The organism is Saccharopolyspora antimicrobica, from assembly GCF_003635025.1.
GTDB classification, from domain to species: Bacteria; Actinomycetota; Actinomycetes; order Mycobacteriales; family Pseudonocardiaceae; genus Saccharopolyspora; species Saccharopolyspora antimicrobica.
Window position 1 is genome coordinate 72038 of the sequence record NZ_RBXX01000001.1, and the last position, 25003, is coordinate 97040.

The 25003-nt window shown below is 70.8% G+C and carries 22 protein-coding genes; 9 read left to right on the plus strand and 13 right to left on the minus strand.

Features of this window, described 5'->3' with window-relative positions; all coding sequences use genetic code 11:
• Window positions 1–10: 10 nt before the first annotated feature.
• The 6 genes from ATL45_RS00320 to ATL45_RS00345 all read right to left on the minus strand — a co-directional run bounded on the left by ATL45_RS00320 (window position 11) and on the right by ATL45_RS00345 (window position 5792).
• On the minus strand, window positions 11–1012 hold the full coding sequence (locus ATL45_RS00320) for a proline racemase family protein (RefSeq protein ID WP_093157019.1): 1002 nt from the start codon (window positions 1010–1012) through the stop codon (window positions 11–13).
• Window positions 1012–1893, minus strand: coding sequence for a dihydrodipicolinate synthase family protein (locus ATL45_RS00325; protein ID WP_246025085.1), 882 nt, complete (start codon window positions 1891–1893; stop codon window positions 1012–1014). The genes ATL45_RS00320 and ATL45_RS00325 overlap by 1 nt, the downstream gene beginning before the upstream one ends.
• Window positions 1894–2036: 143 nt before the next feature.
• Window positions 2037–3428, minus strand: coding sequence for an FAD/NAD(P)-dependent oxidoreductase (locus tag ATL45_RS00330; RefSeq protein WP_093157022.1), 1392 nt, complete (start codon window positions 3426–3428; stop codon window positions 2037–2039).
• Window positions 3425–3769, minus strand: a complete 345-nt coding sequence (locus ATL45_RS00335; RefSeq protein WP_093157123.1) for a (2Fe-2S)-binding protein — start codon at window positions 3767–3769, stop codon at window positions 3425–3427. Before ATL45_RS00335 ends, ATL45_RS00330 begins: the two co-directional genes overlap by 4 nt.
• A complete protein-coding gene (locus ATL45_RS00340; protein ID WP_093157024.1) occupies window positions 3769–4977 on the minus strand; it encodes an NAD(P)/FAD-dependent oxidoreductase in 1209 nt (402 codons plus the stop codon). The genes ATL45_RS00335 and ATL45_RS00340 overlap by 1 nt, the downstream gene beginning before the upstream one ends.
• A 221-nt stretch (window positions 4978–5198) precedes the next feature.
• Window positions 5199–5792, minus strand: a complete 594-nt coding sequence (locus tag ATL45_RS00345) for a helix-turn-helix domain-containing protein (RefSeq protein WP_093157025.1) — start codon at window positions 5790–5792, stop codon at window positions 5199–5201.
• A gap of 157 nt (window positions 5793–5949) precedes the next feature.
• Between ATL45_RS00345 and ATL45_RS00350 the strand changes: the two genes are divergently transcribed.
• Together ATL45_RS00350 and eutH are read left to right on the plus strand one after the other, a co-directional pair.
• Window positions 5950–7200: a D-arabinono-1,4-lactone oxidase gene (locus ATL45_RS00350; RefSeq protein ID WP_093157027.1), complete on the plus strand. Its 1251-nt coding sequence runs from the start codon at window positions 5950–5952 to the stop codon at window positions 7198–7200.
• Window positions 7201–7216: 16 nt separating this feature from the next.
• Window positions 7217–8401, plus strand: a complete 1185-nt coding sequence (gene eutH, locus ATL45_RS00355) for an ethanolamine utilization protein EutH (RefSeq protein ID WP_093157028.1) — start codon at window positions 7217–7219, stop codon at window positions 8399–8401.
• Window positions 8402–8519: 118 nt separating this feature from the next.
• On the opposite strand, the gene ATL45_RS00360 is transcribed toward eutH, so the two are convergent.
• Window positions 8520–9503 carry a M28 family metallopeptidase gene (locus tag ATL45_RS00360; RefSeq protein ID WP_093157030.1) on the minus strand — a complete coding sequence of 328 codons (984 nt, stop codon included), beginning with the start codon at window positions 9501–9503 and terminating at the stop codon, window positions 8520–8522.
• Window positions 9504–9727: 224 nt separating this feature from the next.
• Here ATL45_RS00360 and ATL45_RS00365 point away from each other — a divergent pair, with 224 nt between their 5' ends.
• The 4 genes from ATL45_RS00365 to idi all read left to right on the plus strand — a co-directional run bounded on the left by ATL45_RS00365 (window position 9728) and on the right by idi (window position 13893).
• Complete coding sequence (locus tag ATL45_RS00365; RefSeq protein ID WP_093157031.1) at window positions 9728–10738, plus strand: DUF4073 domain-containing protein; 1011 nt, start codon at window positions 9728–9730, stop codon at window positions 10736–10738.
• A gap of 165 nt (window positions 10739–10903) precedes the next feature.
• A complete protein-coding gene (locus tag ATL45_RS00370; protein ID WP_177242047.1) occupies window positions 10904–12169 on the plus strand; it encodes a NupC/NupG family nucleoside CNT transporter in 1266 nt (421 codons plus the stop codon).
• Window positions 12170–12273: 104 nt separating this feature from the next.
• Window positions 12274–13260 carry a zinc-binding dehydrogenase gene (locus tag ATL45_RS00375; RefSeq protein ID WP_093157033.1) on the plus strand — a complete coding sequence of 329 codons (987 nt, stop codon included), beginning with the start codon at window positions 12274–12276 and terminating at the stop codon, window positions 13258–13260.
• A gap of 54 nt (window positions 13261–13314) precedes the next feature.
• Complete coding sequence (idi, locus tag ATL45_RS00380) at window positions 13315–13893, plus strand: isopentenyl-diphosphate Delta-isomerase (protein ID WP_093157034.1); 579 nt, start codon at window positions 13315–13317, stop codon at window positions 13891–13893.
• A gap of 59 nt (window positions 13894–13952) precedes the next feature.
• Here the strand turns inward: idi and ATL45_RS00385 are convergent, their stop codons facing one another.
• Complete coding sequence (locus tag ATL45_RS00385; RefSeq protein WP_093157036.1) at window positions 13953–14615, minus strand: response regulator; 663 nt, start codon at window positions 14613–14615, stop codon at window positions 13953–13955.
• Window positions 14612–16213 (minus strand): sensor histidine kinase, encoded by a 1602-nt coding sequence (locus tag ATL45_RS00390; RefSeq protein WP_246025087.1) that lies wholly within the window; start codon window positions 16211–16213, stop codon window positions 14612–14614. Before ATL45_RS00390 ends, ATL45_RS00385 begins: the two co-directional genes overlap by 4 nt.
• A gap of 159 nt (window positions 16214–16372) precedes the next feature.
• Here ATL45_RS00390 and ATL45_RS00395 point away from each other — a divergent pair, with 159 nt between their 5' ends.
• Together ATL45_RS00395 and ATL45_RS00400 are read left to right on the plus strand one after the other, a co-directional pair.
• A complete protein-coding gene (locus tag ATL45_RS00395; protein WP_093157039.1) occupies window positions 16373–17716 on the plus strand; it encodes a CitMHS family transporter in 1344 nt (447 codons plus the stop codon).
• Between the two features lie 63 nt (window positions 17717–17779).
• Window positions 17780–18781, plus strand: a complete 1002-nt coding sequence (locus ATL45_RS00400) for an iron-siderophore ABC transporter substrate-binding protein (RefSeq protein WP_093157041.1) — start codon at window positions 17780–17782, stop codon at window positions 18779–18781.
• A 44-nt stretch (window positions 18782–18825) separates the two neighbouring features.
• Here ATL45_RS00400 and dctA read toward each other — a convergent pair whose 3' ends face one another.
• On the minus strand, window positions 18826–20157 hold the full coding sequence (gene dctA / locus ATL45_RS00405; protein ID WP_093157042.1) for a C4-dicarboxylate transporter DctA: 1332 nt from the start codon (window positions 20155–20157) through the stop codon (window positions 18826–18828).
• 75 nt (window positions 20158–20232) lie between these two features.
• On the minus strand, window positions 20233–21528 hold the full coding sequence (locus ATL45_RS00410; protein WP_093157044.1) for a GNAT family N-acetyltransferase: 1296 nt from the start codon (window positions 21526–21528) through the stop codon (window positions 20233–20235).
• A 564-nt stretch (window positions 21529–22092) separates the two neighbouring features.
• On the opposite strand from ATL45_RS00410, the gene ATL45_RS00415 reads away from it, so the two are divergent.
• Window positions 22093–23544 (plus strand): HNH endonuclease signature motif containing protein, encoded by a 1452-nt coding sequence (locus ATL45_RS00415; RefSeq protein ID WP_246025088.1) that lies wholly within the window; start codon window positions 22093–22095, stop codon window positions 23542–23544.
• 84 nt (window positions 23545–23628) lie between these two features.
• Here ATL45_RS00415 and ATL45_RS00420 read toward each other — a convergent pair whose 3' ends face one another.
• The gene (locus ATL45_RS00420; RefSeq protein WP_211841152.1) at window positions 23629–24168 is read right to left on the minus strand and encodes an HAD domain-containing protein; all 540 of its coding nucleotides are present in this window, start codon (window positions 24166–24168) and stop codon (window positions 23629–23631) included.
• 183 nt (window positions 24169–24351) lie between these two features.
• Window positions 24352–24999 carry a class II aldolase/adducin family protein gene (locus ATL45_RS00425; protein WP_093157048.1) on the minus strand — a complete coding sequence of 216 codons (648 nt, stop codon included), beginning with the start codon at window positions 24997–24999 and terminating at the stop codon, window positions 24352–24354.
• Between the last annotated feature and the right edge of the window lie 4 nt (window positions 25000–25003).

Below are 25003 nucleotides of genomic sequence, written 5' to 3' on the forward strand. Positions count from 1 at the left end.
GTCGCCGGGTTCAGAGGGTGAAACCGGTGGGGAACGGGTCGGTGGGGTCGAGCAGGTACTGGGCCGTGCCGGTGATCCAGGCGCGGCCGGTGATCGTCGGGATCACCGCGGGCCGGTCGCCGACCTGCGCGGTGTCCACCAGGCGGCCGGTGAAGCGCGTTCCGATCAGGGATTCGTTGACGAAATCGGTGTTCAGGCCGAGCTGGCCACGCGCGTGCAGCTGCGCCATGCGCGCGGAGGTGCCGGTGCCGCAAGGAGATCGGTCGAACCAGCCGGGGTGGATCGCCATCGCGTGGCGGGAGTGCGCCGCGTCGCTGCCGGGTGCTTCCAGGTAGACGTGCTTGCACCCGGCGATCTCCGCGTGGAGCGGGTGCTGCGGGCGGCGCTGCTCGTTGAGCGCGGCCATGATCGCCAGGCCCGCGTCCAGCATCCGCCCCTTCTCCGCCTTGTCGAACGGGATGCCGAGATCGGCCAGCGACGTGATCGCGTAGAAGTTGCCGCCGAAGGCGATGTCGCAGCGGATCTCACCGAACCCGGGCACGGTCACCACCGCGTCCAGGTCGACGGCGAACGACGGCACGTTGCGGATGGTCACCGATTCGGCGTGCCCGTCGCGCACCGCGACCTCGGCCCGCACCAGGCCCGCCGGGGTGTCCAGCCGGACCACGGTGACCGGCTCGGTCACCTCCACCATCCCGGTCTCCACCAGCACGGTGGCCACGCCGATGGTGCCGTGCCCGCACATCGGCAGGCAGCCGGACACCTCGATGTAGAGCACGCCCCAGTCCGCGTCCGGCCGCGTCGGCGGCTGCAGGATCGCGCCGCTCATCGCCGAGTGCCCGCGCGGCTCGTTGACCAGCAGCTCCCGGACGTGGTCGAGGTTCTCCAGGAAGTGCAGGCGCTTGTCGGCCATCGTCGGCCCGGGGATCTCCCCGACACCACCGGTGATCACCCTGGTCGGCATGCCCTCGGTGTGCGAGTCGACCGCGCTGAAGTACCGCTTGGCGCGCATCACCGCTCCTTCAGGTGCTGCACGGCCCGCTGCATGTCGGCGTCGACCTGCGCGCGCATCTCCGCGGGCAGAGGACCGCGCGGCGGGCGGCACGGGCCGCCGCGGCGTCCGACGACCTCCATGCCGCGCTTGATCGCCTGCACGAACTCGGTGCGCGAATCCCAGCGGAACGCGGCCACCAGCGGCTCGTAGAGCGCCCGCGCGGCAGCCACCTCGCCGCGGCGGGCGAGGTCGTAGAGCTCGACGGACTCGGCCGGGAAGACGTTCGGGAAACCCGCGAACCAGCCGCCCGCGCCCATCAGCAGCGACTCCAGCACCACGTCGTCGGCACCGGCCACGACGTTGAGGCCCGGTGCCCGCTCGCGGATCTCCAGCACCCGCCGCACGTCCCCGGAGAACTCCTTGATCGCGGCGATGCCGTCGATCTGCGCGATCTCGCCCACCAGGTCGGGAGTGAGGTCGACCTTGGTGTCGATGGGGTTGTTGTAGACCATGACCGGCAGCCCCACCGCCGCGACCTGCTCGAAGTGGTGCAGGATCTCGCCGCGGTTCGCGCGGTAGATCGTCGGCGGCAGGCACAGCACGCCGTCCGCGCCGTCCTCGGCCGCCAGTTCCGCCCAGTGCCGCGCTTCGTGCGCGCTGGGCGCGTGCACGCCGACCACGACCGTGGCCCGCTCTCCCACCGCTTCGATCGCGGTCCGGGCGACCTGGCGGCGTTCTTCGGGCGTCAGCGAGGAGTACTCGCCGAGCGAACCGTTCGGGCCGACGCCGCTGCAGCCGTTGTCGACCACCCACCGGCAGTGCTCGGCGTAGCTGTCGTAGTCGACGCGCAGACCCGCCGGGGCCGAGGGGTCCTCGGCATAGGGCAGCGCAGTCGCCACCACAACACTGTCCCGCCACTCCGCGTTTTTCAGTGATGGTTGCGTTCGGTGCCGATCTTGCGTTTTCGGGGTTTCTTGTGGCTGGGTTGCGTCACGGCCCCCTGGGGTGCGGTTGGGCAGTGCTGAGGTTGGCACAGGGTCGTTCATCTGCACTCCTTTGGGGCTCGGGCCAGGTCTGCGAGGCGGATCGGGGTGGCGATCGGCCGGCGGGAGGTCGTGTCGCGGTCGGGCAGCGGTTCGCCGATCAGCTCCTCGGCGAGTTCGGTCGCGGTGCGGCCGCAGATCCGGCCCTGGCAGTGGCCGAGGCCGACCCGGCACAGCAGCTTCAGCGACCGGACGCTGCGCGCGCCCCGCTGCCGCACCGCCGCTTCCAGCTCCCGGTACGGGACTTCCTCGCACCGGCAGATCGTCGTGTCCGGGGTCAGCCAGCGCGGCCAGCCGGAGCCGATCGGGTGCGCCGCCGCCAGCGCGCGGGCGAATTCACGGCCGCTGCGTACTTCCCGGAGCGCTCGGCGGACCTGCGGCTCGACGTCGTCCCAGGTGGCGGCCCCCACGTGCACGGCAGCGGCCGACCCGGCGACCGCTCCTTCCGCGGCGGCGAGATCCGCTCCGCCGATGCCGGTCAGCTCACCTGCGGCGAACACGCCCGGCGTCGACGTCCGCTGGGCCGCGTCGACCGCGACGAAACCGTCCACGAGCCGGCACCGGGCGGACAGCGCCAGCTCCAGCCGCGGGACGAATCCGTGCCCGACGCACAGGGCGTCGGTCTCGATCCGCCGCTCGGAACCGGCGATCACCTCCCAGTTGCCGTCCACGTCGGCCACCTCGACCTCGCGAACCCGTTCGTCGCCGTGTGCTGCGACCACCGCCGTGCGGATGCGGTAGGGCACTCGGCCCGCGAACCTGGCCGCGTATCCCGCCAGCTCGCCGAGCTTGTGGAACTGCGCGGCTCGGGCGTGGCGCAACCAGGCGAGCGGGTTGCCCGCCTCCAGCACAGCGCGGACCTCGGCCCCGACGTCGAGCAGGGATTCGGCCACCGGCAGCAGGAACGGCCCGGTCCCGGCCACCACGGCACGGCGGCCGACCGCGATCCGCTGGCCCTTCGCCATCGCCTGCGCCGCACCCGCGCTGTACACGCCGGGCAGGTCCCAGCCGGGGAACGGCAGCACCCGGTCATGCGCACCGGTCGCGAGCACCAGAGCGTCGGCGCGCAGTACGAGCGGAGTGCGTTCCGGCGCATCCGCCGGTCCACTTTGGACGTGCACCTGGTCGCCCTCCAGCGCCCAGACCTGGCTGCGCGGCCGGTACCGGATGCGGGGATGTGTCAGGATCTCGTCGCGGAGAGCTCGGAAAGTCCGCCAACCGCGCTGTATCCGCCCAGGTCGCCGGGCCGCGAACTCGCTCGGCTGCTGACGGTGGAACTGCCCGCCGAGCTGTTCGGCGCCGTCCACCAGCACCACTTCGGCACCGGCACGCGCGGCCTGCACCGCGGCGTTCATCCCGGCAGGTCCCCCGCCGACGACCACGACGCTCACGAATCGCCTCCCAGTTCGGCCCCGTGCTGAGTCCGGATGACATCACCAGGCGCCACGAGCCGTTGGCACGCGCGGACATCGGGCACCTGGTTCACCACCAGCAGGCAGTCGAAGCAGACACCGATACCGCAGAACAGGCCGCGCGGCTTCCCGCGCTGCCGCGTGCTGCGCCACGAGGTGCGGCCGATCGTCATCAGGACCGCCGCCACCGTCTGACCGGGCTTCGCGATCACCCGCGTCCCGTCGACTTCGACGGCGAATTCAGTCCCGCCTCTGCGCGATTCACAGTGGTGGTCGCGTTCGGGGGTGCGTTCTCGCGGTTTCTTGCGGCTGGGTTGCATCACGGTCCCCTGAGGTGCGGTTGAGCAGAGCTGGGCACTTCCTCCAGCAGGGCGGGACGGTCGACCCGGAACGGCACCGGATCGACCTGCGGGGCTCGGCCGGTCACCAGATCCGCGAGCAGCCGGCCGGTGGCCGCGGCCAGACCGACGCCCGCACCCTCGTGGCCGGTCGCGTGCCACAGCCCCGGCACGCGCGGGTCCTCGCCGATCACCGGGAGGTGATCCGGGGCGTAGGGGCGGAACCCGCCGTAGGCGCGCATCACCGGCACCCGGCCGAGAACCGGGAACAGCGCGGCGGCCTTGCGGGCGATCTCGCGCAGGACGTGGGTCCGGATGGTGTCGTCGAAGCCGATGCGCTCGCGGCTGGACCCGATCAGCACGGTGCCGGCCCGGGTGCTCTCCACGACCGTGGAAGTCTGCAGGTCGGCGTCGCCGCTCTCCACCGCGCCGACGTAGTCCGCGTCGTAGACCTTGTGCCGCACGGTGCCCACCGGGACCGGCGCCGTCACCAGGGCCACGCCGCGACGCGGATGGATCGCGATCGGTGCTCCGCAAGCCCTGGCGAACTCCGCCGACCACGGACCGCACGCGTTCACCACCGCGCCGCAGGGGAGAACTCCCCGATCAGTGCGCACGCCGGTCACCCTGCCGTCGGCTCCGCGCGTCACGCCGGAAGCGGTTGCCTTCCGCACCGCTCCACCACGCTTCCGCACGGCTGCGAGCAGCGCGGACGCCGCCAGCACCGGCTGGACCTGCGCATCTTGCGGGTAGTGCACGGCGAGCGCGGTTTCGCGCGTCAGGTGCGGTTCGAGCTGGAGTGCCTCGCCCGGAGCCAGGATCCGCGCATCGACACCGGCCGCACGCTGCTCCGCCGCGAACTTCTCCAGTGCGACAGCATCGTCCACTGTGGTCGCGGCGACGACACCGCCCTTGGCTTCCCACTCGAAATCCGCTGCGCCACCGAGTTCTTCGCGCAGATCGTCCACCAGTTCGGGCCAGCGCTCCCGGCTCGCCAGCGCGAGCCGCAGCTCCGCTCCCGGCGGCTTGTCCGAGACCAGCACGTTGCCCTCGCCCGCCGCCGAGGTGCCCGCCGCGGGCGCGTGCCGGTCGAGCACCTGGACGACCAGCCCTGCGGAGCTCAACGCCTCCGCGCAGGCGGCACCGACGATGCCGGCTCCGACCACCACGATGTCCGGGAACTGAGCCATGCCCACCACCAAGTGTTCACTAAAATGAACACTCCCGACGCTAAGCCCCACCGCGATCCCGGTCAACCCCCAACCCGGGCACGCAATTTCAATGGAAATCGCACGTGCGATTTCCATTGAAATTGCGGAGTTCCGGACGCGCACCGGCGTGTCGTTCGCCCGACACGCCGAGCCCTCGACCGCCCAGGCGAGGGACGACCACCCAGGCGAGGGGCACGCACCTAGGCGAGGGACGGGTGGTGGCGGAGCACCGGGCTCTCCGCCTCGCTCGGGTACTCCAGGAGCAGCACCGAGGTCACCGGTCCGCCCACCGTCTCGTAGGTGTGCGGCCCCTGCGCCGGGAAGCAGACGTAGTCACCGGGTCCCAGCTCGTACGGCGCGTCCACCGGTCCCACCCGCAGCGTTCCCTCGGTGACCACGACGTGCTCGCGGCCCGGGTGCCCGTGCGAGTGCTGGACCTCGCCCGGCCGCACCCGCTGGTCGTAGACCTCGAGCACCGCCGAGGTCAGGTCGAGGCGGCGCAGCATGCGCAGGTCGACGGCGTTGCTGCTGAGCACCTCCAGCCCGGCCGAGCGCACCAGAACCACGTCGGGCTCGGTCCGCTCGGTCAGCAGCGTCGACACCGGCACCTGCAGAGCGTTCGACAAACTGAACACCGTTTGGATCGTCGGGTTGCCGACCCCCGACTCCAGCTGGGACAGCGTGCCCTTGGCGATCCCGGAGCGCCGCGCCACCTCGGACAGCGACAGCCCCTGATCGGCGCGCAGCGCGCGCAGATTCGCCGCCAGCACCCCCACGGCCTCCAGCTGCGCCATCCGGCACCTCCCGACGAACGAACCCACCGGGCAGACTATCCACCGCACCCGATCGGCGTGCCACATCACCCGTCCTACCCTTTCGCCGCGCGCAGACCTGCGGAAACGTGTGCCACGACGGCCGAATCCCGCACGTGGAGGTCACCGGAGGCGCCGCATGAGCTCGACCGACCTGCCGACCACCGACCGGATCTGGACCAACTGGGCGGGCAACCAGACCTGCACCGCCGCGGTGTTCGCCCAACCCCGCGACGAGGACGAGGTGATCGCAGCGGTCCGGCACGCGATAGGCCGCGGGCTCAACGTCCGGGTCGCAGGCGCCGGGCACTCGTTCACCCCGGTGGTCACCACCGGCGGGATGCTGCTCGACCTGACTCGCCTGACCGGCATCACCGCCACCGACCCGACGCGCCTGCGGGCATCGGCGCTGGCAGGAACCACCGTCGGCGACTTCGGCCCGCCGCTGTGGGAGGCCGGGCTGTCGCTGACCAACCAGGGCGACATCGACAAGCAGGTGATCGCCGGTGCCATCGCCACCGGCACCCACGGCTCCGGCATCGACCTGCCGAGCTTCTCCGCCGCGCTGCGCCGCGTCCGGCTGGTCGACGGCAGCGGCGAGGTCGTCGAGATCGACGAATCCGATCCGCGGCGGCTGCGGGCCGCGCAGGTCGCGATCGGCGCGCTGGGCGTGGTGCTGGAGGTCGAGCTCGCCGTCTCCCCCGCCTACCACCTCACCGAGGAGATCAGCTACCGGCCGTGGCAGGAGATCGCCGAGGCCTGGGACGAGCTGATCGCGCGGCACCGGCACTTCTCCTTCTTCTGGTGCCCCGGCGACGAATCCGTCGACCTCTACCAGCTGCCCGCGCCACCGGACCAGCCGATGGCCGACCACTGCTACGTCAAGATCTACGACGAGGTCGAGGTCGCCGAGCCGGACGGCATCGTCTCCACCGTGGGCCACCGGGTCGACCGCGCCTACCGCATCTACCCGGGCGGGTACGACACGCCGTTCCACGAGATGGAGTACATGGTCCCCGCCGAGCACGGGTTCACCGCGGTGAGCGCGATCCGCGAGCTCATGCGCACCGAGCACCCCGACCAGCGCTACCCGATCGAGGTGCGGTGGACCGCCGCGGACGAGGCCTACCTGTCGCCGAACCACCGGCGGGCGACCACCGTCATCTCCGTCTCCGGCGAGCCCGGCACCGATTACTGGCCGTTCCTGCGCGCCGTCGACGAGCGGTTGCGGGAGTTCCGGGCGCGGCCGCACTGGGGGAAGCTCCACTTCATGACGCGGGAGCGGATGACCGAGCTGTTCGACGAGTTCGGCACCTTCCTCGACGTGCGGCGGGAGCTCGACCCCGACGGCACCTTCCTCAACGACCACCTCCGCCCGCTGCTCGGCTGACCCGGAGGCACCCGCGATGGAGCTCGTCGGGAACTCGATCATCTACCTGATGATGGGATTCGTCCTCGTCGGCGCGGTGGCCTCGATCCGCGACGCGGAGACCGGTCTGGGCCGCGAGTTCGTCGAGGGCCTGCGCTCGATCGGGCAGATCTTCCTCCCGGTGGCCGGCATCATGGCCGCGATCCCCTACCTGTCGGCCTTCGTCGAGCGCACCGCGGGACCGCTGTTCGGCGCGATCGGTGCGGACCCGGCGATCGCCGCGACGAGCCTCATCGCGGTGGACATGGGCGGCTACCAGCTGGCGCAGGCCACTGCGCAGTCGACCGGCGGCTGGATCATGGCCTCGGTGGTCGGCTACCTGGCCGGCGCGACGATCATCTTCACCGTGCCGGTGGGGCTGGCCGTCCTGGACCGCGCCGACCACCGGTTCCTGGCGCTGGGCGTGATGTCGGGCGTACTCGCCATCCCGGTCGCCGTCCTGGTCACCACGACGATCCTGCTGGTCAGCGGGACGACGGTGCGCGGCGAGGTCTCCGCCGACGCGCCGTCGGACGCGCCTCTGTCCGGTTTGGACACTTCGGCAATGCTGCTGAACCTGGTGCCGCTGATCGCGTTCGTGGTGGTGCTCGCGGTGGCGCTGCGGCTGTGGCCGACGGCGATGATCCGGCTGTTCATGTGGTTCGGGCGCTTCCTGGACGCCGCGCTCAAGATCGTGCTCGCGGTGTCCATCGTCGAGCACTTCACCGGCGTCTTCAGCGCGCTGCTGGGCGGCTGGGGCTTCGACCCGGTCATCGCCGACGCCGAGGACCAGTACCGGGCGCTGGAGGTGGCGGGCAACATCGGGATCATGCTGGCGGGCGCGTTCCCGATGGTCTACGTGCTGCGCAAGGGGCTGACCCGGCCGCTGGGCGCGCTGGGACGCCGCATCGGGATGAGCCCGGAGGGCACCGCGGGCCTGCTCGCGGCCTCGGCGAACGTGCTGGCGCTGTTCCGGCTCGTGCAGCACATGCCGGCGAAGGACAAGGTGCTGTGCATCTCCTACGCGGTGTGCGCGGCGTTCCTGGTGGGCGATCACCTGGCGTTCACCGCGAACTTCCAGCCGAACCTCATCCTGCCGCTGCTGGCGGGCAAGCTCGCCGGCGGCGTGCTGGCGATCCTCCTGGCGCACCTGATCGCGCTGCGCTCGGTGCGGGACGCGTGAGGCGGGCGGCCCCGGCTGGGACAGCCCGCCTCACGGACACCGCGCTACGACTGAGCTTTTCATCCTGGTTGGTAGCCGCAACCCCGCACCGGCCGCGCAGAACGAGGTCGGAGAAACCTCACTGCTGGGGGAACTGCTCCGCGTAGGCGGTCACCGCGGCGTTGATCGCCTGGAGGTTGCGGTCCAGGGCCTGGGTGTCGACGTTGTCGACCGTGTCGCACGACTGGTGGTAGCACGGGTCGAACGCCTGACCCGCCTGACCGCCCCACTTCTGGGCCTGCTCGGTGGACTTGCGCTGCTCGGCGCCGGTGAAGGTGCCGCCCGCCGGGATGCCCACCGCGATGAACGGCCCGTAGTCGGAGCGGCCGTCGAAGTCGGTGCCCTCGGTCTCCGCACCGGCCTGGGCCAGCGCGTCGTTGAGCAGCTTCTCGATCTCCGCCGAGCCCTGCGGCCCCGGCCCGGCGCCCTCGCCGTCGGAGTCGTCGCCGTCGTAGGTGAAGTAGCCCGCGTTCGGCGAGCCGACCATGTCGAAGTTCAGGTACGCGGCGATCTTTTCCTGCTCGGCCTGCGGCAGCGAGTCCACGTAGTGCTGCGAGCCGACCAGGCCCTGCTCCTCGGCGCCCCAGAAGGCGAAGCGCAGCTTGTTCTTCGGCGTCGCGCCGCTGCCGGCGTAGTCCAGCGCCGCCTGCAGGATCGCCGCCGAGCCAGTGCCGTTGTCGTTGATGCCCGGGCCGCGGCTCACGCTGTCCAGGTGGGCGCCGAACATCACCACGCTGTTGGCGTCGCCACCGGGCGTCTCGGCCAGCAGGTTGTAGGTGGTGCCGCCGATGGCGTTGAACTCCTGGATCGTGGTGGCGAACCCGGCGCCGTCCAGCTGCGCCTTGATGTAGTCCAGCGACGCCTTGTAGCCGGGCGTGCCCGCCGCGCGGTTGCCGCCGTTGGCCTCGGCGATGCTCTGCAGCTCCTGCAGGTGCTCCTGCACGGCGGCGACGCCGGTCAGCGGTGCGACCTCGGCCGGTGCGCTCGCCGCGTTGGCGGGCAGGGCCAGGGCCGACACCGCGGCCAACGCGGTCGCGGTCGCCAGTACGGGTCGTTTCGGCATGCCACATCCCTTCTTCCGGGCCAGGCCGGTTCGGGCGGAACGTATCCACCGGAGCGCGGGCCGCGGCGGGTTTGACGGGAACTCGCCGCCCGCCGCGCTTTCCCGGATTCACCACAGCCGTCCGGAGAGTTCGGCGGGAATCCACCGGACGTCCACCGGCACGGCGTTCCGCCCGGTTACCGTCCGCCTGCCCGAATTCCGGAGCCGGAGGAGGAAACAGCCTGATGGACCGTCGGTCATTCCTGGTCGCAGCAGGTGGTTCGGTCGCGGCGACCGCCGCGCTGAGCGGCACGGCGCAGGCCGCACCACCGCCGCACGCGGCGAACCGGGTGCGGTTCAACCTGATCAGCGACATCCAGGGCGACCTCGCCGACTTCGGCCGGGCGCTGGACGATCTGGCCGCCATCAACCCGGGCAGCGCCGGGCTCGGCATCGTCGGCGACATCACCCCGCGCGGCTACGACTTCGAGTACGACGCGGTCAAGTCCACTCTGGACAAGCACCCGCACCCGGCGGAGCTGGCCTGGGTCATCGGCAACCACGAGTTCTACGTGCCGAAGTGGCGCGACCCGAACACCCTGGCGCAGGACACCTGGCCCAACGGCACCACCGAGGAGTCGCTGTTCGCCAGCTTCTACCGCTTCACCGGGCGCGACACCGTCTACACCGAGACGTCCTTCGGCGGCGTCCCGCTGCTGTGCCTGGGAACCGAGCGCTACTCGCACTACCACGACCCGAAGCTGTGGGACGAGGTGTGGATGAGCGACGAGCAGTTCGGCTGGCTGGAGGACCGGCTCGCGCACTGGGCGCAGCGCCGCACCCCGGTGATGGTGCTGACCCACCACCCGCTGCCCAACACCGTCTCCGGCACGCAGCGCGCGAGCTACGCCAAGGAGTACCTGCAGGCCGAGCGGCTGCTGAACGCGCTCGGCCGCTACCCGGACGTCTTCGTCTTCACCGGGCACACGCACTACCACCTGGAGCTGCCCGACTGGACGGTGCGGCGCGTGGTGCCGGGATCCGGCAACCTCGAGGGCTTCACCGTGGTCAACACCGGCGCGATCGAGACCGGCTGGCGCGACAACGGCGAGGGCGGCGAGGAGACCACCACCCGGGCGCTCAACCAGGGCCTGCAGATCGAGGTCGGTCCTCGCGACGTGCTGATCAAGGCCCGCGACTTCGCCACCGGCACCTGGCTGAAGCAGATCACCGTCCCGCTGCACAACGGGCGGTGACCGCCCGGTCGCCCCGGGTGCGGTGGCCGCGCCCGGGGCGATCGGTTCCGCAGGAGACACCAGTCACAAATGACAGTCCCCTGTGCACGACCTCTGACCTGCATGCGAGCATCGCCCGAGTTCCACGTCACGCCGCGCGCGCGGCGTTCACCGGAGAGAAGGCTGATGCACGTGCAGGTCTTGTGGGGTATTGGCGGCATGCTCGTCGTGCTGCTGATCGCATTCGCGATGTCGACCAACCGGCGCGCGATCAATCCTCGCACCGTGCTCGGGGCGCTGGCGATCCAGATCCTGTTCGCGTTCGTCGTGCTGCGCTGGGACCTGGGCAAGCAGGCGCTGTCCGCGGTGAGCGGCGCGGTGCAGAAGGTGCTCGATTCCTCCAAGGAGGGCATCGAGTTCATGGTCGGGCCGATCCTGCCCACCGAGGGCACCGTGGTGGCCTTCCAGGTCCTGCCGATCATCGTGTTCATCTCGGCGCTGACCGCGGTGCTCTACCACTGGAACATCCTGCAGTGGGTGGTCCGGATCATCGGTGGTGGCCTGCAGAAGCTGCTGGGCACCACGAAGCCGGAATCGCTGAACGCCACCGCGAACATCTTCCTCGGCATGACCGAGGCGCCGCTGATGGTGCGGCCGTACCTGCCGAAGATGTCCCGCTCGGAGTTCTTCGCGGTGATGACCGGCGGCCTGGCCACCGTGGCGGGCACCGTGATGGTCGGCTACGCGATGCTGGGCGCGAGCCTGGACCACCTGATCGCGGCCAGCTTCATGGCCGCGCCCGCCGGCCTGCTGATGGCCAAGATCATCATGCCGGCGAGCAAGGAGCCGGAGACCGAGGAGGCCGACGCGCCCGGCGCGGCCAAGGCCGACTCCGCCGAGGGCGAGGAGCCGGTGACCGAGGCCGTGGAGGACAAGCCGCGCAACGTCATCGACGCGGCGGCCTCCGGCGCCTCCGACGGCCTGAAGCTCGCGCTGAACGTCGGCGCGATGCTGTTCGCGTTCATCTCGCTGATCGCGCTGGTCAACCTGATCGTCGGCGGCGTCGGCGGGCTGTTCGGGCTGGGCGACCTGACGCTGCAGCAGATCCTGGGCTACGTGTTCTCGCCGCTGATGTGGGTGATCGGCGTGCCGTGGGACGAGGCGGTGTCCGCGGGCAGCTTCCTCGGCCAGAAGCTCGTGCTCAACGAGTTCGTCGCGTTCGCCGACTTCGGCCCGCAGATCGCCCAGTTCAGCGAGAAGAGCGCGGTCATCATCACCTTCGCGCTCACCGGCTTCGCCAACCTCGGTTCGCTGGGCATCCTGCTCGGCGGCCTGGGCGGCATGGTCCCGTCCAAGCGCGGCTGGATCGCCCGCGACGGGGTCCGCGCGATCATCGCCGGCACCCTGGCGAACCTGCTCAGCGCCGCCATCGCGGGCATCCTGGTCGCCTGATCCCGAAATCGGTCTTGATCTCCAGCTAGGTCGAGCTCCTAACGTCGTGGGCGTGAGCGCGGACACCGCGCTCACGCCCACTTCCACGAGCACAGGAGCACGGCATGCGCGCGATCCGGCAGTACGAGTTCGGCCCGGCGGAGGTCCTCCGCCACGAAGAGGTCCCCGATCCGCACCCGGGCCCCGGGCAGGTCCGCATCGCGGTCGCCGCGGCCGGCGTCCACGTGGTCGACACCTTCATCCGGCAGAGCGGCATCGGCCCGTACGGCCCGCCCGAGCTGCCCATGACGCCAGGCCGCGAGGTGGCCGGGATCGTCGACGAGATCGGCGAGGACGTGGCCTCCGACTGGCTCGGGCGGCACGTCGTGGCCCACCTGGGCCCGGCCAGCGGCGGCTACGCGGAGTTCGCGGTGCGCGAGGTCGAGGCGGTGCAGGTGCTGCCGGAGGGCACCGATCCCACCGCGGCGGTGGCGATGATCGGCACCGGGCGCACCACCATGTCCATCCTGCGCATCGCCCGTCCGAGCAGCGACGACGTCGTGCTGGTCACCTCGGCGGCCGGTGGCATCGGGGCGCTGGCGGTCCAGCACGCCCGAAACATCGGCGCGACCGTGGTGGGCGCGGCGGGCGGCCCGCTAAAGGTGGGCAAGGTCAGCGAGCTGGGCGCGGACCTGGCGGTGGACTACACCGAGGAAGGCTGGGCGGACCGGGTTCGCGAGGAGCTCGGCCGCCCGGTCAGCCTGGTGCTCGACGGCGCGGGCGGCGCCTACGGGCGGGCGGCGTTCGACCTGATCGGCGCCGGTGGCCGGATCGTCATGTACGGGCGGGAGTTCGGCGAGCACCGGTTCACCTCCGACGACCTGATCAACCGCTCGGTGGCCGCCACGGTCGCGCTCGGCCCGAACCTGCTGAAGGACGTGCCCGGCGGTATGCGCGAGCTGGAGGACGAGGCGCTGGCCGCGCTGGCCGACGGGAGCCTGAAGCCGCTGGTCGGCCCGCCGTTCCCGCTCGCCGAGGCGGCCGCCGCGCATGTCGCCCTGGAGAATCGGCAGACCTACGGCAAAGTGGTGTTGGTGCCCCGAGGGCACTGACCGGCGACCCACCCGGGTGGCCGCAGCGGACAGCAACCCATGGAGGTCTCACCAGTGGAACAGGTGGTACTGCTCGACGAGTCCGGTCAGGCGATCGGGGTCGAGGACAAGACGACCGTGCACCACCGGGAAACGCCGCTGCACCTGGCCTTCTCCTGCTACGTCTTCAACGAGCGCGGGGAGTTCCTGCTGACCCAGCGGGCGCACCACAAGAAGACCTTCCCGAGCGTGTGGACGAACACCTGCTGCGGCCACCCGGCGCCCGAGGAGGAGATGAAGGCCGCGATCACCCGGCGGCTCGGCGAGGAGCTGGGCCTGTCCGTGCGCGGGCTGGAGCTGGCGCTGCCCGGCTTCCGCTACCGCGCCGTGATGCCCAACGGGGTGGTCGAGAACGAGATGTGCCCGGTGTTCTTCGCCTTCACCGACCGCACCCCGGAGCCCAACCCCGACGAGGTCGCCGAGACCCGCTGGGTGAACTGGAAGGAGTTCAGCGCCGAGGTGCTCTCCGGCCGGACCGAGGTGTCGCCGTGGTGCGAGCTGCAGGTCCGCCAGCTGGTCGAACTGGGCCCGGAACCGGCCCAGTGGCCCGGGGGCGCCCGCACCGCCCTGCCCCCGGCGGCCCACGTCGCCTGACCGGGATCCGCGATTTCAATTGAAATCGGACGTCTGATTTCAATTGAAATCGCGGTCCGTCAGGTGCCGCTCGACTCGTACTGGTGCTCCGGGCGGCCGCTGGCTCCGTAGCGCAGCGTCATGCGGGCCTTGCCGTCCTGGGCCAGGCCGGCGAGGTAGCGCTGGGCGGTGGCCCGGGCGATGCCCAGCTCGGCGGCGATCTCCGCCGCCGAGCGCGGGCCGTCCGCCGAGCGCAGCGCGTCCTGCACCAGGCGGGAGGTCACCGCGGACTGGCCCTTCGGCGCTCCGGGGCTGTCGCCTTCGTGCAGCAGGCGCATCGCGCGGTCGATCTCGTCCTGGCCGACCTGGCCGCCGGTCGGCGACAGCCGCGCGTGGTAGCGCGCGTAGGCGCTGAGCCGGTCCGCGAGCTGCTCCGCGGTGAACGGCTTGACCAGGTAGTTCAGCGCGCCCGCGGACAGCGCCGCGCGCACCGATGCGGCGTCGGCGGCCGCGGTCAGCATGATCACGTCGACGTCGAGGTCGGCGAGCAGCGCGATGCCCGCGCAGTCGGGCAGGTAGTTGTCCAGCAGCACCAGGTCGGGGTGGCAGGAGACGATCAGGTCGCGGGCCTCGGCGGCCGAGTGCGCGGTACCCACCACCTGGAACCCGGCGACGCGCTCGGTGAACTCGGCGTGCACCCGGGCCACCCGGAAGTCGTCCTCCACCACCAGCACGCGGATCATGCACCCTCCTCCGTCTCCGCCACCGCACCGGGCAGCCACGCGTGGAACACCGCACCGCGCTCGGCCGGGTCGCCCGGGTCGGCCAACCGCACGTCGCCGCCGAAGCTCCGGGCGGCCTGCCTGCACAGCGCCAGCCCCAGCCCGTGGTCGCCGTCCTTCGTGGAAACCCCTTCCACGAACAGATCTTCCCGCAGTTCCGGCGGAACGCCGCGCCCGCTGTCCACAACGGACACGTGCAGCGTCGCACCGTCGGCGAGCAGATCGACCTCGACCCGGGCAGGCCGCCGCTCGCCGAGCTGCGCCGCGGTCACGGCATTGTCCACCAGGTTGCCGACCACCGTGGTCACCTCCACCGGTGCGCGCACCCGGCCCGGCACCCAGCTGGTCTCCCCCAGCTCCAGGACCACCGACTTCTCCGCCGCGACGGCCTTCTTCGCCGCCAGGAACGCCAGCAGCACCGGATCCCGCACCGCATCGGCCGCCGGCCCCAGCCCGGTCACCGGGCCGCTGGTGAGCGCCTGCAGGTAGGCGACGGCATCCTCCTGGTGCCCGGTCTGCAGCAGTCCGGACAGGGTGTGCAGCCGGTTGCTGAACTCGTGGCGCTGCGCGCGCAGCACGTCGGTCATGCCGCGCACCGACTCCAGCTCGCGGCTGAGCACCTCCAGATCGGTGCGGTCGCGCAGGGTCAGCACGCTGCCCAGGTCCGCACCGTCGCGGCTGACCCGGCGGTGGTTGGCGACCAGCACCCGATCCCCGGCCACGGTGATCAGGTTCTGCACCGGCTGCCCGCTCTCCAGCGCGCTGCGCAGCCGGGACGGGACCTCCAGCTCGCGCACCGGCGTCCCGGGCGTCACGCCGGTGCCCAGCAGCTGCTCGGCCTCCTGGTTGGCGAAGGACACCCGCCCGTCGGCGTCGACGGCCAGCACGCCCTCCCCGATGCCGTAGAGCACCGCCTCGCGCTCGCGCACCAGGTCGGCCAGTTCGTGCGGCTCCAGGCCCAGCGTCCGGCGCTTGAGCCCGCGCGTGAGCAGTGCTGCGCCGATCACGCCGACCACGAGCGCACCGCCGGTGAACACCGCCGTGGTGCCCAGCAGCCGCAGCAGGGCGTGGTCGATGTCCTCGGTGTCGAACCCGACGCTGACCTGCCCGACGACGGTTCCGGTGCGGTCGCGCAGCGGGACCTTGCCGCGCGCGGAGAACCCGAGCGTGCCGCGCTGCACGTCGACCACGTCGTTGCCCGCCAGCACCTCGCTCGGATCGGTGCTCACCGGCTCGCCGATCTTGCTCGGGTCCGGGTGCGCCAGCCTGATGCCGCGCCGGTCGGCGATGACGATGAACAGCGCGCCGGTGTTGACCCGGATCTGCTCCGCGCGCTCCTGCACCGTCCCGCTGCGGTCGTCGCGCGCCACCGCGGCGGCGAGGTCGGTGTCCGCGGCGGCCGCGTGCGCCACCGCGAGCGCGCGCTGCCCGAACTGGTCCACCAGTGCCCGGTCCAGCAGGGACGCGACGAGGACGAACCCGATCCCGACGACGAGCGCGATCAGACCGATCTGCAGCAGCAGCGCCTGCCGCGCGAACCTCATCGGTCGGCGTGACATGCGTCGACCCTAACCCGCGAGCAGAACGAGCAGAACGCGGAGAACGCGGGCTAGGCGGACAACGCGCACAAGACTCCCGGGCCTTGGACCGTTCACCTACGGTCTCGCCAAACGAAACACCGCTGTTACGCGGACCACTCCGCGGGAAGGAGGAAGGCGTTGATCGCGCTCCTCGGGTTGTGCATGGTGACGGTCTTCCTCTTCTTGGTGATGACCAAGCGGGTGTCGCCGATGGTGTCGCTGATCGTGGTGCCCGCGGCGTTCGCGCTGATCGGCGGCTTCGCGCCGGAGCTCGGCGACATGATCATCGACGGCATCGGCTCGGTGGCGCCGACGGCGGCGATGCTGCTGTTCGCGATCCTGTACTTCGGGATCATGATCGACGCCGGGCTGTTCGACCCGATCACCCGCGCGGTGGTCCGGCTCACCCGCAACGACCCGCTGCGGCTGATCGTCGGCACGGTGGCCCTGGTCGCCGTGGTGTCGCTGGACGGCGACGGCACCACCACGTTCATGATCACCGTGTCCGCGCTGCTGCCGCTGTACCGGAAGCTGGGCATCAGCCCGGTGCTGATGACCGGGCTGGCCTGCCTGACCAACGCGATCCTGAACGTGGTGCCGTGGGGCGGCCCGTCCGCCCGCGCCGCCAGCGCGCTGGGGCTGGACCCGCAGGAGCTGTTCGTGCCGATGATCCCGCCGCTGGTGGCCGGGCTGGCCACCGTCTTCGTGCTCGCCTGGATGCTCGGGCTGCGGGAGCGCGCCCGGGTGCGCAGCGGTGAGCTGGTGCTCGCCGGCGGAGGTGGCGGCACCACCGGTTCCGGCACCGGCGGCAGCGCGGGCGACTCCGCCGACTTCGACGTGCTGGCCCCGGACCGCGAGTCGCTGCGGCCGAAGCTGATCTGGTTCAACGCGGCGCTGACCGCCGCGCTGCTGGTGGCGCTGATCGTCGGAGTGCTGCCGATCGCCGTGCTGTTCATGATCGGCACCGGGATCGCGCTGCTGGTCAACTACCCGCACCTGGACATGCAGCGGGCCCGCATCGCCGCGCACGCCGACAGCGTGGTCTCGGTGGTGTCGATGGTGTTCGCCGCGGCGGTGTTCACCGGCGTGCTGTCGGGCACCGGGATGATCGAGCAGATGGCGCACTACCTGCTCAGCGCCATGCCGGACGGCCTCTACCCGTTCTTCAGCGTGATCGTCGCGGTGCTCAGCGTCCCGTTCACCTTCTTCATGAGCAACGACGCGTTCTACTTCGGCATCATGCCGATCCTGGCCGAGGCGGGCGCGCAGCACGGGATCGCGCCGATCGAGATCGCCCGCGCCTCGCTGCTGGGCCAGCCGATCCACATGCTCAGCCCGCTGGTGCCCGCGATGTACGTGCTGATCGGCCTGGCCAAGGTCGACCTCGGCGACCACCACCGGTTCGCGATCAAGTGGGCGCTGCTGGTGTGCGCGGTGGTGATCGCCACCGGCCTCGGCATCGGCGTCATCTCGATCCACTGAACCGACCCGAATCTCGCTCAGGTTAGCCTTGGCTAACCTGAGCTAGATTGCGAGGCACCCCCGATGTCCCCGTTCCCCCTGCGGCGCCGCGCCGCTGCCCTCCTCGGCGCGCTGGCCGCGCTGCTGCTGGTCGCCGGTTGCGGCGGCCCCGGCACCGACGAGGTTCAGCAGCCCGCCGACGGCGCCTTCCCCGTGACCATCCAGCACTCCCAGGGCACGACGGAGATCCCCAAGCGCCCGGAGCGCGTCATCGCGCTCGGATACACCGACGTCGACCCGCTGCTCGCGCTCGACGTGATCCCGGTGGCCATGCGCCCCTGGGGCCCGACGGACGGCCCCGGCTCGTGGGCGAAGGACCGGCTGCGCGGTGCGAAGCCCTACCTGTTCGCCACGCAGGGCGACGTCGACCTGGAGAAGGTCGCCTCGCTGCAGCCGGACCTGATCGTGGCGGTCAACGCCGCCGTCGACGAGTCGCTGTACCAGCGGCTCTCCGCGGTCGCGCCGACCATCGTGCGCCCCGAGGGCGTTCCCGACTACGGCACGCCGTGGCAGGACGCCACCCGGATCATCGGCAAGGCCGTCGGCAAGTCCGAGCAGGCCGAGAAGCTGGTCACCGACACCCAGGCCCGCATCGACCAGGTCGCCGCCCAGCACCCCGAGTTCGCCAAGGCCACCGGCGCGGTGGTGCTGATCAACCCGCAGGGCGGGTACTGGCCCTACACCCGCAACGACGCGCGCGGCCAGTTCATGGACGGGCTGGGCATCAAGCTGCCCGCCGGTGTGCAGCAGCTCGACGACGGCAAGCGGTTCTACGTCGACCTCAGCCCGGAGAAGACCTCGCTGCTGGAGTCCGACGTGCTGGTGGTCATCGACCAGAAGGGCAACAGCCAGGGGCTGGCCAACGACCCGCTGTTCCAGCGGCTGGAGGTGACCAAGCGCGGTGACGTGATCATCCTGCCGCACATGGAGGCCGGGATCGAGCTGGCGCACAACACCGTCCTGAGCATCCCGCACTCGCTGGACACCATCGCCCCGATGATCGCCGAGAAGCTGGCGGACAACTGATCCGCGGTCGGTGCCGTGCCGCCGGCGCGGCACCGACCGGCTCTTCACAGCTTGGCCGCGTCCGAATCCGGCTCACGAGCGGCGGGCACCTCCGCGGACAGGGCCTCCCGGGCCCGCTCCCGGTCGAAGGCACCGTCCCACTTGGACACGATGAAGGTCGCCACGCAGTTGCCGAGCAGGTTGGTGACCACGCGCATCGTGTCCATGAAGCGGTCCGCGCCGAGCATCAGGGCCACCGCGGCCACCGGGATGACGCCGACCGCGGACGCGGTGGCGGACAGGGCGATGAACGCCGAACCCGGAACGCCCGCCATGCCCTTCGACGTCAGCACGAGCACCAGGATCACGGTGATCTGCTGGCCGACGGTCAGGTCGACGCCGACGGCCTGGGCCATGAACAGCGTTGCCAGCGAGAGGTAGATCGAGGCGCCGTCGAGGTTGAACGAGTACCCGGTGGGCACGACCAGCCCGACCGCTTCCTTGCGGCACCCGGCGCGTTCCAGCTTCTCCATGATCCGCGGCATGACGGCCTCGCTGGACGCGGTGCCCACCGCGAGCGCGAACTCCTCGCGGGTGTAGCGCAGGAAGCGCAGCAGGCTGAGCCCGGTGAAGGCGCGGAGCAGGGCGCCGAGAACCAGGCAGAACAGCAGTGCGGCGCCGTAGCAGGCGGCGATCAGCTTGGCGTAGGTGTTCAGCGAGGACAGCCCGTACTCGCCGATGAGGTAGGCCATGGAGCCGAACACCGCGATCGGCGCGAGGCGCATGACGTAGCCGATGATCTTGAAGATGATCTCGCCGGTCTGGTCGACGAACGCGAAGACCTGCGGGGCGCGGGTGATCCCGACGTGCAGCAGGCCGGCGGCGAACAGGACGGCGAACAGCAGCACCTGCAGCAGCTCGTTCTCGGCGAACGCGGCGACCGCGCTCTCCGGGATCATGTGCAGCACGAACTCGGCCGGGCCGGGCATCTGCTCGCCGTGGGTCTTCTCGGTGACCGCGGAGGCGTCGAGCGTGGCCGGGTCGATGTCGAGCCCGGCACCCGGCTGCAGCACGTTGCCCGCGACCAGGCCCAGCGCCAGCGCCGCGGTGGTGACGACCTCGAAGTAGATCAGCGCTTTCAGGCCGATCCGCCCGACCGACCGCATGTCGCCGGCCTTGCAGATGCCGACGACGACCACGCAGAAGATCAGCGGCGCGATCGCCATCTTGATCAGGCGGATGAACCCGTCGCCGATCGGCTTGAGCGCCGAGCCGAAGTCCGGCCAGAAGTGACCGACGGCGATGCCGATTGCCGCCGCGATGAGGACCTGGACGAACAACGAGGACAGGATCCTCTTCGCCCGGTTCCCGGGTGTCTTGCGTTCGGTTTCACGCATGGGCCCACGCTTTCGTACTGCGGAAAATCGATTTCGCCGAGTGGTACGAGAGTTTCCGCAGTCAAACCGGGCCCGTCAAGATGGCGGACGAGAATCAACAAAACGTTGAGATTGCTGCAGTTCCCGCGACCACCGCCACTCCCCCGGCTCCGGCGCGCCGACCAGCTTCAGCCCCGCGCGGCGCAGGGTCCGCGCGATCGCGGTGTTGTCGACGTGGGTGTGCGCGGTGAGCGTGCGCAGGTCCAGCTGCCGGGCCTGCTCGACGAGCCTGCCCGCCAGCGCCGCTCCCACCCCGCGCCGCTGCCAGTCGTCGCGGACCAGCAGGGCGAGCTCCCCGGTGTCGCCGTCGTACATCAGGTTCCCCATGCCGACCACGTCGCCGTTCGGGGCCACCGCCAGCAGCGCCCGGCCGAGCGCCGGGGTGAGCAGCCGCTGCAGGCCGCGCACGCCGGGTGCCGGGCCCGGGCTGAAGTAGCGCCGGTAGCGGGCGGCGCTGGAGCAGCGCTCGTGGAACTCGGCCACCAGTGCCACATCCGCGCGGTCGGCCGCCCGGATCGTCAACTCCACGCCGCCCGAGGTGCGGATCTCGTCGGGCGCCGGGAGAATCCGCGTTCGGCAGGCGGCTTCGAGCTCGACCATCGCGCTCGCCCGCGCGAACTCGGCAGGCGTGAACGAACCTCCGGGACGCTCCAGCACCAGCTCACCACCGCCCGGCGCCGCCAGGCACATCGCCTCTCCGGCGCACGAACCTTCCTCCTGCCAGCGGATTTCCACGCGGCCCAGCAGCGCGGACAGCGCGCGGACGAGATCGGTGCGGCCGTTGACCAGGTCGGTGGCCAGGTTCGCGGTTCTCGTCGGCACATCGTCGAGTTCTCGCACGTCCGCCCGCGCGACGACGACGTCCCGGCCGCCCGCGGCTTCGACGGCCTCGATCAGCTCCCAGCGCGTAGTCCGGCCGGGCACGTGCAGCAGGACCTCATCGACCGCGCCGTCCGCTACCGGGTGGACCTGCATGGTCCGGATGTCGCCGCCGAGCGCGGCCAATCCGCCAGCCAGCCTGGCAAGCCTGCCCGGTGCGTCGGTGACCGAGGCGCGGAGCCTCCACAGGGCCTGGCGGACGTCGGTGTCCGTGTCTGGCATCGGTTCCGGTGCGGGTGGGGCGGGCTGTGGTGGGCGCTTTGCGAACCAGCGGATCGCTGCGGCGAGGAGGAGGGCGGCGCCGATCGACAGCAGGACGGTCGGACCTGTGGTGAGGGCGTGCGCGCCGGTTGCGGCGAGGCTCACCGCGCCCGCTGCGAGGAATAGCGCGGCGAGCTCGACGAGTTCGCGGGTCCAGTTGCCGCGCGCTTGGCGTTGCGGTCTGGGGGTCATGGGGTCATGGTTCCCACGGCGTGTTGCGTGCGGTCGACGTGCGGTTTCGGTGGGGTTAAGGCGGTGCGGTCACACTTCGGTTCGGGGGGACGTGCGCGCGGCGGGCCGGCGGTGCGGTGTGGGGGGTGTGGCCGGAGTTGTTCCCCGTGTGCATGGAGGTTTAGCTGAACCCGTAGCCGGTTTGAACGTGGTGGGGGCTTTTGGGGTTTCGTTTTCCTTGGGCCATCCCCGTGGTTTGGGGATTGTGGGCGCTGCGGTCCGGATGTCAAGCCCGGCCTTCGGCCGCCCCTTCGGGGTTTCAGGCTTGACATCCGGACCGCAGCCCCTTTTTGGCTTTATGTCACGGGGATGGCCCGGTGTGGGATGGGGTCGGTCTTGGCGGTGGGGTTTCGTTTGTTGGGGTTGGGGTTGGGGTTTTTGGGGTTTGGTTGTTGACTGTTCTGTTGGCTCGTTTGGTGTTCTGCGGGCATCGTCACCGAACGGCACCCCGGCGCTCCAGGCGTCACGCAGCTCATCGGAAGAACCGCTTTCCCGGGGTTGATCACCGTATCGAGTGATCGATATTTGGTCGAAAGCTTGTTCTATGGATGCGATAATTGTTGTATGGCACCGCTTTTGATGAGTTCCGCTGGTGACGCCGAGGGCCGTTCGGGCTCGGTGGCGGCTCCGGCTGCCACCACCGAGGGTGGGGTGGCCGTCGAGCTCTGTGCTGGCGGGCGGTCTGCGGTGGCTCTTCGCGATGCCGAGATCGTTGCTGAGATCGCCGAGATCGAGCGGGCTGTGCGGGTGGCTCGGATGCGGCAGTTGCAGTTGATCGCCGAGGCCGGGCATCGCGGGTTGCACGTCGAGCGGGGAGCGCGTTCACCTCAGGCATGGCTGCAGGGGTTGCTCAACATCGACTTCGGGGAGGCCAAGTCGCGTGTTGTCGTGGCGCGAGACGTCGAGCAGCGGACGTCCAGCTGGGGCGAACCGCTGCGCGCCGATCTGCCCGCCACCGCTGCCGCGTTGACCGACGGGGCCATCGGAATCGAGCACGCGCGAGTCGTTTCCCGCTGTGTGCGAACCATGCCCGAGCACGCGCGCGTGCACCACACTCCCCAGATCGACGCCATCCTGGCCGACAACGCGCGCCACATGTGCCCGCGCGATCTCGCCAAGCTGGCCGAGCGCATCAAGTACCTGCTGGACCAGGACGGGGCGTACCGCGACGAGGAGGCGCAGCACGAAGCGCGGGAGCTGCACTACGCCACCGGGCGGGACGGCATGCTGGTCGTCAAGGCGCGGCTTGACCGGGAAGTCGGGGCGAAGTTCGTCGAAGCGCTCCAGCCGCTGGCAGGTCCTCGGCCCGAGACCGAGGGCGAGAAGGATCCGCGCAGTGCCGGGCAGCGCAACGCCGACGGGTTCGCGGCGATGATCGATCTGGTGCTCGACTCCGACCAGATGCCCCGTACCGGCGGCCAGCGGCCGCACCTGAACATCACCATCGACTTCGACGACCTCAAGCGCGGGCTGCTGCTCGGCGACGAGGGCATGCCCGGCACGCTCCAGGCGACCGAACAATCCATCACCGCTGAAAACGTCCGCCGCGTCGCCTGCGACTGCGAGGTGTTGCCGATGGTGCTCGGCGGGGACAGCCTCCCGCTAGACGTCGGAACCTCCCGGCGAACGGCACCCACGCACATCCGGGCCGCCCTGTTGCAGCGCGACGGCGTGTGCGCTTTCCCTGGCTGCGATCGTCCGCCCGGCACACCGCAAGCGCACCACGTCGTGCACTGGATCGACGGCGGCCCCACCACCGTCGAGAACATGGTCATGCTGTGCGCGCATCACCACCGCGTCGTGCACGGTCAGCGGTGGGGCATCGCGCTGCACCACGGTCGGCCGGTGTTCACGCCACCGTCCGATGTGGACCCGTCACGGACACCCAGACCTGGCGGCAGAGCTCTGCCCGCCGGATACCGCGCAACCCTCCGGGATCTCATCCCTGCACCCAGGGCCCCAGAGGGCACCGCGTGACGCCCGCGTGCCCGGGAGGCCTGAGTGCTGTCCCGCGATGATTGTGTGGAACGGCGTCGGACGCGGCTGCCGACTGGCCCCGGGTCAGCGCAGACCGGTCGCCCATGCCGTGAGTGTGGCGAAGTCGTTGCTGGTGAGACCGCAGCGGGGATCGACTCGGTGCAGTAGAGCAGGACCGTTGTGATGCTCGTTCACCCAGGCGCGATCCGCTTCGGTGATCTCGTCGTCGATCCAGGCGAACGCCCGGCCTTTCGCCCACGCGACGATCTCCGGGGTCTTCCAGAACACGCCGCCCCCAGGCTCGTCACGCGGCGAGGGCCAGGCGATGAAGGGCAGCTCGGGCAGTCCTAGGACCGGTGCGACGAAAGCGTTGGCTTCGTCCTCCCACGTGGTCGCCCACACCAGCTCGAAGGGGAGCGCGTCCAACGCCTGGCCGTGCGCCGGGTTGAGCCACACCCGCAGAGGTTTCACCCGCTTGTTCGGCAGCCCCCACTCAGCCAGACGGCGCCGTTCGGTGGCCTCCCAGCTGGGCGTCAGAAACCGGTGCGTCCGATAACCTTCGGGCCGTCGATGCGGCGCCGCGGCAAACGGGTTCAGCGGCCCGTCCACATCCACCAGCAGCACTGGGCGCACCAGCCCACCCCTCCCCCGTTCCGCATCGCACGGTACCGGCCGATGGTGGGGCCGCCCAGCGAATTCTCGGCAGGTAGCGATCTACGCGAACGTGGCCTTCGAAGCGGTGGGGCAACGCGAATGCGAAATGGTCGTGGGCGCACCGCCGTGCAGTGCGCCCACGACCTACGGGGTTCAGCGGGACTGTTGGCCGTATCCGCTGAAGAGCTCCGCGCAGCGGGCCATTTCCTCGTCGCTGAGCAGGCTGGGTTCACCGACCTGCTTCGCGGTCAACCACAGTTCGCACAGCCACTCCAGCTGCCGGGCGCGGTTGTAGGCCTTCGGCAGGGAGTCCGCGATGGTCACCGTGCCGTGGTTGCGCAGGATGCAGCCGGTCCGGTCGGTCAGGGCCTTCGACATCGACTGCGCCAGCTCGGGGGTGCCGAACGTCGCGTACTCCGCCACCCGCACCGGGCCGCCGAAGTCCGCCAGCTGGTAGTGCACCGCCGGGACCTCGTCGCGCAGCAACGACAACGCCGTCGCGTTCAGGGAATGCGTGTGCACCACGGCGCCCGCATCGTGCTCGCGGTAGGCGGTGAGGTGCATCGGCAGTTCCGACGTCGGCTTGAGGTCGCCCTCCACCACGTCGCCGTCGAGGTTCACCACGGGGATGTCGGCGACCTGGAGGTCGTCGTAGTCGACACCGGAGGGCGTCACCGCCACCAGATCACCGCTGCGGACCGACACGTTGCCGGAAGTGCCTACCACCAGCCGGTCCGACGTCATGCGCTGGGCGATGGCGATGACCTCGCTCCGTTGCGCGGCCAGTCGCGAACTGCTCACTTCA

Excerpts from the sequence above, each read along its gene's own strand:
- ATL45_RS00360 (WP_093157030.1), bottom strand. The coding sequence starts at position 9,503 with ATGCCGAAACGACCCGTACTGGCGACCGCGACCGCGTTGGCCGCGGTG.
- ATL45_RS00400 (WP_093157041.1), top strand. The coding sequence starts at position 17,780 with ATGTCCCCGTTCCCCCTGCGGCGCCGCGCCGCTGCCCTCCTCGGCGCG.
- ATL45_RS00350 (WP_093157027.1), top strand. The coding sequence starts at position 5,950 with ATGAGCTCGACCGACCTGCCGACCACCGACCGGATCTGGACCAACTGG.
- eutH (WP_093157028.1), top strand. The coding sequence starts at position 7,217 with ATGGAGCTCGTCGGGAACTCGATCATCTACCTGATGATGGGATTCGTC.
- ATL45_RS00320 (WP_093157019.1), bottom strand. The coding sequence starts at position 1,012 with ATGCGCGCCAAGCGGTACTTCAGCGCGGTCGACTCGCACACCGAGGGC.
- ATL45_RS00335 (WP_093157123.1), bottom strand. The coding sequence starts at position 3,769 with ATGCAACCCAGCCGCAAGAAACCGCGAGAACGCACCCCCGAACGCGAC.
- ATL45_RS00370 (WP_177242047.1), top strand. The coding sequence starts at position 10,904 with ATGCACGTGCAGGTCTTGTGGGGTATTGGCGGCATGCTCGTCGTGCTG.
- ATL45_RS00410 (WP_093157044.1), bottom strand. The coding sequence starts at position 21,528 with ATGACCCCCAGACCGCAACGCCAAGCGCGCGGCAACTGGACCCGCGAA.
- ATL45_RS00345 (WP_093157025.1), bottom strand. The coding sequence starts at position 5,792 with ATGGCGCAGCTGGAGGCCGTGGGGGTGCTGGCGGCGAATCTGCGCGCG.
- ATL45_RS00340 (WP_093157024.1), bottom strand. The coding sequence starts at position 4,977 with ATGGCTCAGTTCCCGGACATCGTGGTGGTCGGAGCCGGCATCGTCGGT.
- ATL45_RS00365 (WP_093157031.1), top strand. The coding sequence starts at position 9,728 with ATGGACCGTCGGTCATTCCTGGTCGCAGCAGGTGGTTCGGTCGCGGCG.
- dctA (WP_093157042.1), bottom strand. The coding sequence starts at position 20,157 with ATGCGTGAAACCGAACGCAAGACACCCGGGAACCGGGCGAAGAGGATC.
- ATL45_RS00385 (WP_093157036.1), bottom strand. The coding sequence starts at position 14,615 with ATGATCCGCGTGCTGGTGGTGGAGGACGACTTCCGGGTGGCCCGGGTG.
- ATL45_RS00375 (WP_093157033.1), top strand. The coding sequence starts at position 12,274 with ATGCGCGCGATCCGGCAGTACGAGTTCGGCCCGGCGGAGGTCCTCCGC.
- ATL45_RS00390 (WP_246025087.1), bottom strand. The coding sequence starts at position 16,213 with ATGTCACGCCGACCGATGAGGTTCGCGCGGCAGGCGCTGCTGCTGCAG.